We start from the raw sequence: 12,717 nt of genomic DNA on the forward strand, positions 1-12,717 counted from the left end.
CGGCCCGTGGGGCCCGAGGGCTACCGGCCCGTGGGGCCCGAGGGCTACCGGCCCCCGAAGAGGTGCTGGATCATCCCGCCGGTCCGCAGGGCGGGCAGCGCCGCCGAGAACAGCCACGGCTCCAGCAGGTCTTCGACGGCCACCCCCGGGAGCTCGCGTGCCGCGAGCGCGATGAAGTCGGGCGTGGTGACCGTCCCGAAGCGGTACTCAGCCGTCCAGGTGCGCAGCAGCCCGAAGAAGGCGTCGTCCCCGGCGGCGGTGCGGAGCGCATGCAGCGTGAGGGCGCCGCGCTTGTACACCCGGTCGTCGAACATGTCCCGGGCACCGGGGTCACCGACCAGGAGGTCCTGGGGTTCCCGGGCGAGACGCTGGTGGGTGGACCGCGCATGGGCGTCCGCCGTCGTCGCTCCGCTGGCCTCCGACCAGATCCACTCGGCGTAGCAGGCGAAGCCCTCGTGCAGCCAGATGTCCTGCCAGCCCGCCGCCGTCACCGAGTTGCCGAACCACTGGTGTGCGAGTTCATGGGCGATCAGCCGCTGGGCGTCCCAGCCCTGGTGGAGGTGGTTGCGGCCGATGATCGAGAGTGTCTGAGCCTCCAGGGGGATCTCGAGCTCGTCGTCGGTGACCACCACGAGGTACTGGGGGTAGGGGTAGGGCCCGAACCGCTCTTCGAACGCGGTCATCATCTCGTGGTTCCGGGCCAGCGACGCCCGCGCGGCGGGAACGAGCGAGGCCGGTACGGCAGCGTACTGGGGCACAGGGCTTCCCTGCCCACGGGGCGCCGCGCGGGCGGGGAGGGCGACGGCGGGCCGTGCCGGATCGTTCAGCGCCACGAGGTCGTAGCGGCCGATCTGGACCGTCGCGAGGTACGTGGCCATGGGCTCCGCCTGCTCGTACACCCAGCTGGTCCGGCTCGACCTGTCGATGCGCGACACGAGCACGCCGTTGCAGATGGCCCGGTACCCGGAGTCGGTGGTGACCGTGAACCGGTAGGCGGCCTTCTGCGAGGGGTGGTCGTTGCAGGGGAACCAGGACGGTGCTCCGGTGGGTTGCCCCGCCACGAGGACGCCGTCGGTCAGTTCCTCCCAGCCGACCTCGCCCCAGATCCCGGAGAGCGGTGCGGGGTTGCCCTCGTAGCGGATGTCGAGGCGGAACTCGGCGTCGTTCGGCACCGGATCGCGGAAGGCGATCACGAGCTTGCCGGCCCGGTCCTTGAAGGACCGGATACGGACGGTGTCGGAGGTGACCTTGGTGGTGCGGAGCCCGCTGAGGTCGAGTTCGAGCTGCCGCAGTTCGCGGTGCGCAGTCAGCGTGAGGACGGCGCGAGCCGCCAGGCGGTTGCTGGCGAGCCGGTAGTCCAGGCTGAGGTCGTAGTGGCCCACGCGGTAGGAGGTACTGCCACTGGCCGGGGTGTACGGATCCGGCGCCGGGCCTTCGGGACCACTGCTCACGCAGGATCTCCCGGACCGGACCAGAAGCTGACCGGGTTCCCCATCCAGTAGGTCCCTGCCGGGACGGTCTCGCCGCGCATCACGAGCGACGCCGGTCCCACGGTGGCGCCCGCGGCGATGTCCGCTGCGGGGAGGATCACGCTGTGGGGTCCCAGGGTTGCGCCTGCGGCGAGTTCCACGGTGTCCATGCTCATGATCCTGTCATGGAAGAGATGCGTCTGCACGACGCAACCGCGGTTGACGGTCGACCCGGGACCGAGCGTGACGAGGTCCGCCTCGGGCAACCAGTAGCTCTCGCACCACACGCCGGCGCCGATCTTCGACCCGAGGGCACGGAGCCACCACACGAGGGCCGGCGTGCCGCTGGCCGCACGGGCGAACCAGGGCGCGGTCACGCTCTCGATGAAGGTGTCCACCACCTCGTTGCGCCAGATGAACGAGCTCCACAGTGGGTGCTCCCCCGCCGCGATCCGGCCCACGAGGAGCCACTTCGCGGCAACGGCGCTGCCTGCCGCGACGGCGCCGAGCACCATGAAGACGACGCCGCTCAGCAGCGCCGCCATGAGGTAACCGCCCTGCCGGGCGAGCGCGTCGAAGATCACGAGGGCGGCGGCGGCGATCAGCACTGTGAGGACGACCGGCACCCCGCGGCAGAGTTCCCAGAAGGCGCGGGCGACCTTGAGCCGGCGGGGCGGCCGGAAGGTACGGCTCTGGTCCCCGGTGACGGCGAGCCGCCGCAGGCGCGACGGCGGACTGCCCAGCCAGGAGCTGCCGGCCTTGGCCTTCGCGGGCGTGGCCGACAGGACGGCGACGAGCGAGTTCTTCGGTACGCGCCGTCCTGCGGAGGTCATGCCCGAGTTGCCGAGGAACGCCCGGCGCCCGATCTTCGCCGGGGCGATCCGCACGTAACCGCCGCCCAGTTCGTAGGAGGCCACCATGGTGTCGTCCGCGAGGAAGGCACCCTCACCGATGGTGGTCATCTTCGGGATGAGCAGCACCGTGGAGGCCTCGACGTTGCGGCCCACGCGGGCTCCGAGGAGCCGGAGCCAGACCGGGGTGAACAGGCTGGCGTAGAGGGGGAACAGGAGGTCCCGTGCCATGTCGAGGGTCCGCTCGGTGGCCCAGATCTGCCAGCCAATGCGGCTGCGGGCCGGGTAGTAGCCCTCCTTCAGGCCGATCCCCAGCAGTCTGACCGTCCCGAGGACGAGGACGGCGTTGACGACGAGCCAGAGGATCGCGGCGAGGATCACCGGCCCCGCGAGGGACGGCCAGGCCCCCGAGAGCGATGACGCCCCGCGCAGTGCCGCCACGACGGGCAGCGCGGCGACGACGGCGGCCAGGTACGGGATGAGCGCGAGCACACCCGATGCTGCGGCGAAGGCCAGGAAGGTCAGGCGCGACCGCCCCGCCGAGCGTGCGGGCGGTGCGGCGGGCCAGTCCTGCTTGGCCTTCCCCGCCCGCGTGGCGGGTGAGCCCGAGAACAGCTGGCCTGCCTTGACCGTGCCGTGCACGGCCGATCCGGGGGCGACCTCCGCCCCGGACCCGATGCTCGCGCCCGGCATGAGCGTGCTGCGCGCACCGATGACGGCTCCGGCTCCGACGGCGATACCTCCGATGTGCACGCGGTCGCCGTCGATCCACCAGCCCGAGAGGTCCACCTCCGGTTCCACGGACGCCCCGGCGCCCAGGGTCAGCAGGCCGGTGACGGGCGGGACGGAGTGGAGGTCGACGTCGGGCCCGATGCTCGCGCCGAGCGCCCGCGCGTAGACCGGCACCCAGGGGGCGCTCGCGAGGCCGACCGCGCCCACGCTGTCGGAGATCTGCTCGGCGAGCCAGAGCCTCAGGTGCACCCGGCCCGACCGCGGGTACACGCCGGGCCGCACACCGCCGAGCAGGAGGCGGGCCGCGACGACGGACAGCCCCATGCGGCCGACCGGGCTGACGAAGACGAGCCACGACGCCGCCACCCACCACCAGGACAGGGTGGGTGCGGCCGTGAGGATCCCCAGGGCGGCGAGCGCGTTGTTCGCGATCATCGCGTAGGTCAGCCAGCGCATGCCCGCGAGGAACTGCAGCGGGATGCCCATGACGGTCTGGAAGACCTGCGACCTCCGGGCAGTACGGCGCACGCTGCGGACGGGGGCGGCGGCCTGCTCGCCGCCGTCGCCCGTGCTCGCCGCGAACGCCGCGAGCGCGCCGAGCCGTGGATGCGCGTAGATGTCCGCGACGGTGATGACGGGATAGCGCCCGCGGATCAGGGACACCAGCCGGGCGGCGGCGAGCGACCCGCCGCCGTGCAGGAAGAAGTCGGCGTCCTCGTCAGCGGGGACGGTGCCGAGGACGGCGGCCCACTGGTCGGCGATCCACTGTACGCGCGGATCGAGGTCCTCGAGCGCCGTCGCGTCCCCGGCCTCGCCCACGCCGGCGAGGGGCCAGGGCAGGGCATTCCGGTCCACCTTGCCGCTCGTCTTGGTGGGCAGCGCGTCGGTGACGGCCAGCAGCGGCACGAGTGCCGCGGGGAGCTGCTCCGCGAGCAGGGTGCGGAGCGCCGCGAGGTCGGGCTCGGGCCCTGCCGGGACGAGGTAGCCGACCAGGAGCTGGTTACCCGACGGGGTCGTCTGCACGGCAGCGGCCGCGCCGGCGATGCCGGGCAGGGCCTGCAGGGCGGCGTCCACCTCGCCGAGCTCGATGCGGCGGCCGCCGAGCTTCACCTGGTCGTCCGCACGCCCCATAAACACGAGCCCGGCGGCCTCGAGCTGCACGAGGTCGCCCGAGCGGTAGGCCCGCTCCCACCCGAGGGTGGGCATCGGCGCGTACTTCTCGGCGTCCTTGGCCGCGTCCAGGTAACGGGCCAGGCCCACTCCCCCGATGATGAGTTCGCCGATGCCGCCCTCCTGCACGGGCAGTCCGGACTCGTCGACCACGGCGAGGTCCCAGCCGTCCAGCGGCAGCCCGATGCGGACGGGCCCCCCGCCGCCGAGGCGGGCGGCGCAGGCGACGACGGTCGTCTCGGTGGGACCGTAGGTGTTCCAGACCTCGCGGTCGTGGACGGCGAGGCGCTGTGCGAGCTCCGGCGGGCACGCCTCCCCGCCGAAGATGAGGAGGCGGACGTTCTCGAGGGAGTCGGCGGGCCAGAGTGCTGCGAGGGTGGGGACGGTGGACACGATCGTGATCCCGCGGGCGATGAGCCACGGTCCGAGGTCGACGCCGGTGCGGACGAGCGCGCGGGGGGCCGGGACGAGGCAGGCGCCGTGCCGCCAGGCCAGCCACATCTCCTCGCAGGACGCGTCGAACGCCACGGACAGTCCGGCGAGCACGCGGTCGGTGGGCCCGATGGGGTCGTCCTGCAGGAACAGGCGTGCCTCGGCGTCGACGAAGGCCGCAGCGGATCGGTGGCTGACCGCGACACCCTTCGGCGTCCCCGTCGAGCCCGACGTGAAGATGACCCAGGCGTCGTCGTCAGGGGTCGGGTCCCCCGTGCCTCCCCGGCGTCCGCCCGTCCCGGTGGTCAGCGACAGTCCCTGCCCCACGACGACGGCGGCCTGCGACTCCGCGAACACCACGCGGGCGCGCTCGTCGGGGTCGTCGGCGTCGACCGGCACGTAGGCCGCGCCTGCCGTGAGCACGCCGAGGATCGCGATGTAGAGCTCGTTCGTGCCCGAGGGGAGGCGCACACCCACGGTGTCGCCGCGCCCCACCCCGGCGTCGCGCAGGACGGCGGCGAACTGCTCGGCGGCCGTCACCAGCTCGGCGTAGCTGAGCGCGGAGGCGCCGTCGTCCAGTGCCGACGCACTGGGATGGTCCGCGGCCGTGGCGCGCAGGACGTCGAGGAGCGTGCGGGGCGTCGGCGCGAGTGCGGAGGCGGCGAACTGGGGGGCCGGTGCGGCCGCGGTCTCGGTCGGGGGTGTGGTCACGCTGGGATTCTCCCGGTGGAATATGAACGGCAGGTGACCAGCGCCGGCGGGCCGCGGGCTCCGGGGCAGTCTACCGGGGGCACGGGCCGCTCCTCCCGGCCGCCCGGCACGTCCTAGACTGGCTTGGTGAGCATTCCCATCCCCACCCCGTACGAGGACCTGCTGCGCGACGTCATGACGAACGGCGCGGCGAAGAGCGACAGGACGGGCACCGGCACCCGGAGCGTCTTCGGACGGCAACTCCGCTTCGACCTCACCGATTCCTTCCCGCTCATCACCACCAAGCGCGTGCACTTCAAGTCGGTGGCGCTCGAACTGCTCTGGTTCCTGCGGGGCGACTCGAACGTCCGCTGGCTGCAGGAGCGCGGCGTCTCCATCTGGAACGAATGGGCGGACGACGACGGCGAACTGGGACCCGTCTACGGCGTCCAGTGGCGTTCCTGGCCTACGCCCGGCGGCGGCCACATCGACCAGATCACCCAGGTGGTCGAGGCGCTGAAGACCGATCCCGATTCCCGCCGGCACCTCGTCTCGGCGTGGAACGTCTCCGAACTGCACGACATGGCGCTGCCGCCCTGCCACGTGTTCTTCCAGTTCTACGTGACGCCGGGAACCGACGGCGGTCCCGGGCGGCTGTCCTGCCAGCTGTACCAGCGGTCGGCCGACACCTTCCTCGGCGTGCCCTTCAACATCGCGTCGTACGCCCTGCTGACCCTCATGGTGGCGCAGCAGACCGGGCTCGAACCCGGCGAGTTCATCTGGACCGGCGGTGACGTCCACGTCTACGACAACCACGTGGAGCAGGTAGCCGAACAGCTGTCGCGGGAACCGTACCCGTACCCGCGGATCGAGCTGAAGCGGAAGCCGGACAGCATCCTCGACTACACCCTGGAGGACTTCGAGGTGGTCGACTACCAGCACCACCCCACGATCAAGGCACCGGTGGCGGTATGAGCGAGGCGCGCTCGCACAGCAGCCTCAGCGTCTCCGAGGCTGTCGGCTCGCGCCCGGTGATCGGCCTGATCTGGGCACAGACCGAGAACGGCGTGATCGGCAGGGACGGCGGTATCCCCTGGCACGTCCCCGAGGACATGGCGCACTTCAGGGCCACCACCACGGGACACCCCGTCATCATGGGTCGCCGGACATGGGAGTCCTTCCCGTCGAAGTCGCGACCCCTGCCTGACCGTACGAACATCGTCGTGTCGCGTTCCGGTGCCGACCTGCCGGGCGCCGTGGTCGTCGGGTCGCTCGATGCGGCGTTCGAGGCGGCGCAGGCCGCGCCCGGGTCCGAGGAGATCTGGGTGATCGGTGGCGGCCGGGTCTACGCCGACGCCATGGAGCGGGCCAACGCGGTGCTCGTCACCGTCGTCGAATCCGATGCCCACGGTGACACCGTGGCACCGACGCTCGGTACCGAGTGGGCGCTGGCGGCGCTGACGCCGGAGTCGGGCTGGCTGGAGTCCACCAACGGGACCCGGTACCGCATCAGCCTCTGGACCAGGACATCCCGCGCGGACGCGGGGCGCTCGGGCGCGGTCTGAGCGCAGGGGGACGGGCAGGTCCCCGTCCGGCTCGATCGCATCGCCGCCCCCGCTGCGGCGGTGGCACGACCCCGGAAGGGACGCGCCCCGGCGGCCCGAGCGTCGGGCCGGTGCGTCCGGCCGGCGCGAGGCACAGTCACAAAGCGGCCGCTCCACGAACACACCGCCTAAGCTGGAACACATGACATCAGCACCCCAGAGCTCTGCCCTGCCGTCCGTCGGATTCGTGGGCTGGCGCGGCATGGTCGGTTCGGTCCTCATGCAGCGGCTCCAGGACGAGGGCGACTTCGCCCGCGTCAATCCCGTGTTCTTCTCGACGTCGGCCGCAGGCGGTGCGGCGCCGTCGTTCGCCGAGGGTGCCGGCACGCTGCAGGACGCGTACGACGTCGAGACCCTCGCCAAGCTGCCGATCATCGTGACGGCGCAGGGCGGCGACTACACCTCCGAGGTCTACCCGAAGCTGCGCGACGCCGGGTGGTCCGGCCTGTGGCTCGACGCCGCGTCGACGCTGCGCATGGAGCAGGACAGCGTGATCGTGTTGGATCCCGTCAACCGGTCCGCCATCGATGCAGGACTCGCGCGCGGGGTCCGGGACTTCATCGGCGGCAACTGCACGGTCTCCTGCATGCTCATGGGGCTCGGCGGGCTCTTCCGCAACGGCCTGGTCGAATGGGGAACCTCCATGACCTACCAGGCGGCATCGGGCGGCGGAGCGCGTCACATGCGCGAACTCCTGAACCAGTTCGGTGCACTGCACGGGTCGGTCGCCATCAACCTCGACGATCCCGCCTCGGCCATCCTGGACATCGATCGGGCGATCCTCGCCAAGCAGCGTCACCCGAGCCTCGAGGCGTCGCAGTTCGGGGTTCCCCTGGCGGGCTCGGTGATCCCATGGATCGACAGCGACCTCGGCGACGGTCGGTCCAAGGAGGAGTGGAAGGCCGGTGCGGAGACGAACAAGATCCTCGGCACCGAGAGCCGCATCCCGTTCGACGGCCTGTGCGTCCGGGTGGGAGCCATGCGCTCGCACTCCCAGGCGCTGACCCTGAAACTGACCCAGGACCTGCCCGTCAGCGAGATCGAGTCGATCATCGCAGCCGACAACGAGTGGGTGCGGGTCATCCCCAACACGAAGGTGGACACACTCGCAGGGCTGACCCCTGTCGCTGCCACCGGTTCGCTGGAGGTCCCCGTTGGCCGTATCCGCAAGATGGAGATGGGCCCCGAGTACATCAGCGCCTTCACCGTGGGCGATCAGCTCCTGTGGGGTGCGGCCGAGCCGCTCCGGCGCATGCTGATGATCGCCACCGGCAACCTCTAGCGCCGCACCGAGGGGCGGCCGTCGGCGTCCCCCGCATCCTCGGCCGGATCGGGCGCCGCGACCGTCAGGACAGGGTCGACGGAGGTGATACTGGTGTCATGGGTATGGACGACATCCTCGGGGACATCAGGGCGTTCGACGGGGTGGTGGAGGTGGCACCCCGGGACGGCGATGACGCCCCACCGATCGCGTGGGGCGATCACTTCTTCTATTACTCGCCCGACGGCACCGTGCCGGAGAACATCCAGCCCTACGCGACGATCGTCACGAAGGACTACCCCGACGACGCTCAGTCCGACCTGGCTGCCGAGGGCCGATGGCGCCTGAACATCCACGTGGGGTCAGCCAGAGCCCGGGACCTCGTGGGTGACGGAGGTGATCCCGACTTCAGCGAGGTGGACACGATCCTGCCGCACCCGGTCTACGGCCGGCTCGGCTGGGTGGCCGTCGTGAACCCGGGGAACCGCACGCGGGCGACAGTGCTGCGACTCCTGCACGACGCGCATGAGGACGAGCGACGGCGGGCCGGCCGCCGACGCCCCTGACCGGCGCCTCCGACCTTTTCGTCGGACCCGGTCCCACGAAAAGGTCGGAGGGCGCATGCAGGATGAAGCGCATGGACCCCGTGAACGCAGACACCATCCTCCGGCGTTTCTTCGCTGCGAGCGGTCACGTACAGCATCCCGAGAGCCTGCTGCGGTACGAGCGTGTGCAGGACCATCTCCGGGACTACCTCGAGCACATCGCTGCGGCCGGGCTGACGGACGCCGAGCAGGAGCTGCTCGCCCTCGAGCGGCAGTTCGGGACCGACAGCCCCTACGTGCAGGTCATGGGCGCCCGGGACCTTCTGCACGCCCTGCCCGACTTCCTCGCGGGTCCACAGCTCCTCCCCGACTTCCACGACCGGCTGGCGCAGATCAGCGTGGCTTCGCGCCTCGCGCAGTGGCTGTGTTCACGGCAACTCGTACAGCGCGAGGACAGCTGGCACGACGTCGTCCTGACCCGCGCTGCGGCCGAGCAGGCACGCCGCTCCCCCGCACTGTGACACGTGCCGGCCTCCGCGGGCGGGCCGCAGCAGCTGGGAGGACGCACAGGACGCATCCGCCCTGGGGCACGCGGACCCGGCCCGCCCGCCGGGCCCACCGGTGGACGAAGGGCTACAGGGCGCAGTTGATCAGCAGCGGTTCCGGCTCCAGGCGGATCCCGAACGCCTTCTCGACGCCGTCCCGCACCAGCCGTGCCACGGCCAGCAGATCGGACGCCGACGCACCTCCCCGGTTCGTCACGGCGAGGGTGTGCTTCGTCGACAGCGACGCACGGCCTCCCGCCGCCGCATGCCCGGCGTCGTCCATCAGCCCGAAGCCCTTGGAGAACCCGGCATGCTCGATCAGCCAGGCCGCACTGAGCTTCACCTGGCCGTCCGCCCCTGCCGGGTACCGCGGGGCGTCCTCCGGCAGACGGTCGGCGACGTCCTGGCCGACGATCGGGTTCGTGAAGAACGAGCCGGTGCTCCGGGTGTCCGCATCCGGACCGTCGAGCACCATGCCCTTGCCCCTGCGCAGCTTCAGCACCTCACGCCGCACGTCGTTGGCGTAGGCACGTGCTCCGACGTCGATGCGCAGCGCGCGGGCGAGCTCCGCGTACCGGACGGGTTTGCTCAGGCGCCCCAGCCCCAGTTGGAACTCGACGGACAGCACCACGTAGCGCGGCGAGCCGTTCACCGTGCTGCGCTTCAGGAGGGAGTCGCGGTAGCCGAACTGGAGCTCGAAGTTGGTGAAGCTCCTGATGCGGTCCGTCTCGCGATCGTAGGTCCGCACCGTGGCGACGGTCTGGGAGACGTCGGACCCGTAGGCTCCGACGTTCTGCACCGGCGTGGCCCCGGTGGAGCCCGGGATGCCCGAGAGCGCCTCGAGCCCCGAGAACGCATGCATCACGGTGTAGCGGACCAGGTCGTCCCAGTCGTGGCCGGCCTGGACGTTGACCATGACGCCGCCGCAGGTCGCGTCGTCGTCGTTGACCGTGAAGCCCGTGGAGCGGATGTGCACCACGGTGCCGTCGAACCCGTCGTCGCCGATCAGGAGGTTGGACCCTCCGCTGATGATGAGCAGCGGCTCTCCGGCGGCGTCGGCCGCACGGACCGCGTCGACGATGCCCTGCTCGGTCGAGGCTTCGACGAGGGTCCGCGCCGGACCTCCGACGCGTGCGGTCGTGAGGTCGGCCAGGCGGGTCCCCGTCATCGGGACCGTCACGGGAACCTCACCACGGCCTGCGCCTTCACGAGGACCTTCTGCCCCGCGTACGTCACGGTGAGGTCGATGCGGGCGGTGGAGGCATCGGTGTCGATCGCGCCGACCACGCCGGTCACCTCGACGACGGCCCCGGGCTCGCCGGGCTGCGCCGTGGTGTCCTCGACGATGACGGGTTTGGTGAAACGTGTCTGGTAGTCGACGACGGCCGCCGGGTCACCGATCCAGTCGGTCACGAGCTGGACGGCTGCACCCATGGTGAACATGCCGTGGGCGATGACGCCGGGCAGGCCGACCCCCTCGGCGAAGGCCTGGTTCCAGTGGATGGGGTTCAGGTCTCCCGACGCCCCGGCGTACCGCACGAGGTCCTGCCGGGTGATGTGGAGCGTGGTGGACCCGATCTGCTGCCCGACCTCGGGGGTCGCTGTCGATACTGCCATGGCTACTGGTCCTCTCCGCGCACGAGGAGGGACGACGTCGTGGTGGCCGTCCGCTCGCCGTCGATGGTGGTGATCTCGGCCCGGGTGGTGATCATGGCCCCGCCACCCATGGACCGCACCTGGTCCACGTGCAGCTCGGCGACGAGCTGGTCCCCCGCGATGATGGGCCGGTGGTGGACGAAGCGCTGGTCCGCGTGCACCACGCGCGTGAAGTCGATGCCGGCATCCGGGTCGCCGATGAGCTGTGCATCGGCACGCTGGGCGACGATGATGGCGAACGTCGGCGGTGCCACGAGGTCGGCATGACCGAGAGCCGCAGCGGCCTCGACGTCGTAGTGCGCCGGGTGGGTGGCCTTCACGGCCCGGGCGAAGTCGCGGATGGCCTCGCGTCCCACGGAGTAGGTCTCTCCCGCGGGGTAGCTGCGCCCCTGCAGGTCGGGATTGATGGTCATGGATCCTCCGATGGAAGCGGCGTACGGCAATACCTGCGGTACGTGGGCGGTGGGCGGCACGACGGCGCGCGCCGTCGTGCCGTTCGAGGTCAGCGCTGGTCCTTGATGCGGCGCCGGACGTCGCGCGAGCGGACCACCATCCCGGCCAGGTGGCAGACCATGCCGGCCACGATGATCGGGATGCCCGTGAACACGAGGGCACCCTGGCCGGTGGCGGCGCCCGTGACGGCGATGAGGATGCCGAGCGTCGTGGTCACCAGCGCGGAGACCACCAGCTTGCGGTACAGGTCCGAGCCGGTCTCCCAGGGCGTATTCAGCATGATCCGATTCTACTGCCGCGTGCGGACCCGACGCTCAGAAGAGGGCTTCCTGGACCGCGGGGACGGGCGTGCTGAAGTCACCGAACCGCAGGCGCCTCCCCCTGAGCTGCGCGAGGTCCGCGACGAAGGAGAGATCGGTGCCGTCGATCGCGACGACGGCCGAGGGCCCGATGACCTCGGTCACGCTGAAGCCGTGCCGTCCGCGGTCCAGCGGTTCCGGGTAGGGCTGCAGGCCGCTGCGGGCCAGCACCGCCGACCAGGCCGGTGGCGGTTCGTACTCCTCGTGCACCACCTCGAAGCCCGCGACGTCCACGCCGCCCTTCAGCAGCCCCCTGGCCGCCAGGGCGGAGCCGTCGTTGAGTCGTTCGAGCTGACGTGCCGGCAGGGGTGCGCAGAGGGACGCGGCTTTCGTCCCGGATCTCACGGCCTGCTGGAGGCCGACGCTCCGCGTGACCTCGTCCTCGAGGATCCGCACGATCCGCCCGTCGTCGGCGAGCGCCACGAACTGCGCGACGACGGCGCCCTGCTCCACGAGCCGCGCCCGCTTCCTGAGGTGCGACGCCGTGCCCACCTTGGTGGAGCCGTCGGCGAAGGTCGCGACGTACAGCCAGTGGGGCTGGTCGAGGTAGCGTTTCAGGCCTGCCGGCGCGATCCCCGAGCGGTGGACGTCGTGCATGAAGCGGACGTCGTCCTGGGCGAGGCACCGGCCGCACTGATAGCCCCGTTCGGCCGGGAGCTGGTCGGCGCAGGGCACCCAGGTGCGGTCGTCGCGTCCATGCACGCGGTGGAATCCGAGGCAGTAGCGGCCCGTCGCCGACACCTCGAACCCCAGCCTCGTGCCCGGCGCGAGGGAGACATCACGCAGGCCCTGCTCCTCGGCGGGGGCACCGGCGACGGACCCGGAGGGCACCTCGCGCAGCGACAGGACCGGCTCGGTCCCGTGCCAGGTCACACCGCTGCAGAGATAGGTGAGGCTCACGGTCCCAGCCTAGGCGCGGGCACCCCCAGTATCGGCCGGGAGCCGGCGCA

Annotated in this window: 12 protein-coding genes; 5 read left to right on the forward strand and 7 right to left on the reverse strand. The window is 71.4% G+C overall.

Translation table 11 applies throughout. The features are described from left to right. Nucleotides 1–44: 44 nt before the first annotated feature. Both AC4D2C_RS08770 and AC4D2C_RS08775 read right to left on the reverse strand, forming a co-directional pair. Nucleotides 45–1,451, reverse strand: a complete 1,407-nt coding sequence (locus AC4D2C_RS08770; protein ID WP_490914179.1) for a M1 family metallopeptidase — start codon at nucleotides 1,449–1,451, stop codon at nucleotides 45–47. Continuing rightward, the gene (locus AC4D2C_RS08775) at nucleotides 1,448–5,365 is read right to left on the reverse strand and encodes a Pls/PosA family non-ribosomal peptide synthetase (protein WP_490914181.1); all 3,918 of its coding nucleotides are present in this window, start codon (nucleotides 5,363–5,365) and stop codon (nucleotides 1,448–1,450) included. The genes AC4D2C_RS08770 and AC4D2C_RS08775 overlap by 4 nt, the downstream gene beginning before the upstream one ends. A gap of 132 nt (nucleotides 5,366–5,497) precedes the next feature. Here AC4D2C_RS08775 and AC4D2C_RS08780 point away from each other — a divergent pair, with 132 nt between their 5' ends. From AC4D2C_RS08780 to AC4D2C_RS08800, 5 genes are all read left to right on the forward strand, one after another. Beyond that, entirely contained in the window at nucleotides 5,498–6,319 is an 822-nt protein-coding gene (locus AC4D2C_RS08780) for a thymidylate synthase (RefSeq protein ID WP_490914789.1), read from the forward strand. Then, a complete protein-coding gene (locus tag AC4D2C_RS08785) occupies nucleotides 6,316–6,909 on the forward strand; it encodes a dihydrofolate reductase (RefSeq protein ID WP_490914183.1) in 594 nt (197 codons plus the stop codon). The genes AC4D2C_RS08780 and AC4D2C_RS08785 overlap by 4 nt, the downstream gene beginning before the upstream one ends. Before the next feature lie 181 nt (nucleotides 6,910–7,090). Next, on the forward strand, nucleotides 7,091–8,230 hold the full coding sequence (gene asd, locus AC4D2C_RS08790) for an aspartate-semialdehyde dehydrogenase (RefSeq protein WP_490914185.1): 1,140 nt from the start codon (nucleotides 7,091–7,093) through the stop codon (nucleotides 8,228–8,230). A 98-nt stretch (nucleotides 8,231–8,328) separates the two neighbouring features. Beyond that, entirely contained in the window at nucleotides 8,329–8,775 is a 447-nt protein-coding gene (locus AC4D2C_RS08795) for a DUF6194 family protein (protein WP_490914187.1), read from the forward strand. A gap of 71 nt (nucleotides 8,776–8,846) precedes the next feature. Further along, nucleotides 8,847–9,275, forward strand: a complete 429-nt coding sequence (locus AC4D2C_RS08800) for a hypothetical protein (RefSeq protein WP_490907271.1) — start codon at nucleotides 8,847–8,849, stop codon at nucleotides 9,273–9,275. Nucleotides 9,276–9,387: 112 nt separating this feature from the next. Here AC4D2C_RS08800 and AC4D2C_RS08805 read toward each other — a convergent pair whose 3' ends face one another. The 5 genes from AC4D2C_RS08805 to AC4D2C_RS08825 form a co-directional block, all read right to left on the reverse strand. Continuing rightward, complete coding sequence (locus tag AC4D2C_RS08805) at nucleotides 9,388–10,467, reverse strand: UDP-N-acetylmuramate dehydrogenase (protein ID WP_490914790.1); 1,080 nt, start codon at nucleotides 10,465–10,467, stop codon at nucleotides 9,388–9,390. 8 nt (nucleotides 10,468–10,475) lie between these two features. Next, nucleotides 10,476–10,916 carry a MaoC family dehydratase gene (locus AC4D2C_RS08810; RefSeq protein WP_490914189.1) on the reverse strand — a complete coding sequence of 147 codons (441 nt, stop codon included), beginning with the start codon at nucleotides 10,914–10,916 and terminating at the stop codon, nucleotides 10,476–10,478. A 2-nt stretch (nucleotides 10,917–10,918) separates the two neighbouring features. Then, the gene (locus AC4D2C_RS08815) at nucleotides 10,919–11,368 is read right to left on the reverse strand and encodes an FAS1-like dehydratase domain-containing protein (RefSeq protein ID WP_490907265.1); all 450 of its coding nucleotides are present in this window, start codon (nucleotides 11,366–11,368) and stop codon (nucleotides 10,919–10,921) included. A gap of 89 nt (nucleotides 11,369–11,457) precedes the next feature. Next, the gene (locus AC4D2C_RS08820; RefSeq protein WP_490914191.1) at nucleotides 11,458–11,688 is read right to left on the reverse strand and encodes a hypothetical protein; all 231 of its coding nucleotides are present in this window, start codon (nucleotides 11,686–11,688) and stop codon (nucleotides 11,458–11,460) included. Nucleotides 11,689–11,722: 34 nt separating this feature from the next. Then, nucleotides 11,723–12,667 carry a DUF2797 domain-containing protein gene (locus tag AC4D2C_RS08825; protein ID WP_490914192.1) on the reverse strand — a complete coding sequence of 315 codons (945 nt, stop codon included), beginning with the start codon at nucleotides 12,665–12,667 and terminating at the stop codon, nucleotides 11,723–11,725. Between the last annotated feature and the right edge of the window lie 50 nt (nucleotides 12,668–12,717).

This window comes from Arthrobacter sp. TJ-240 (assembly GCF_058269195.1).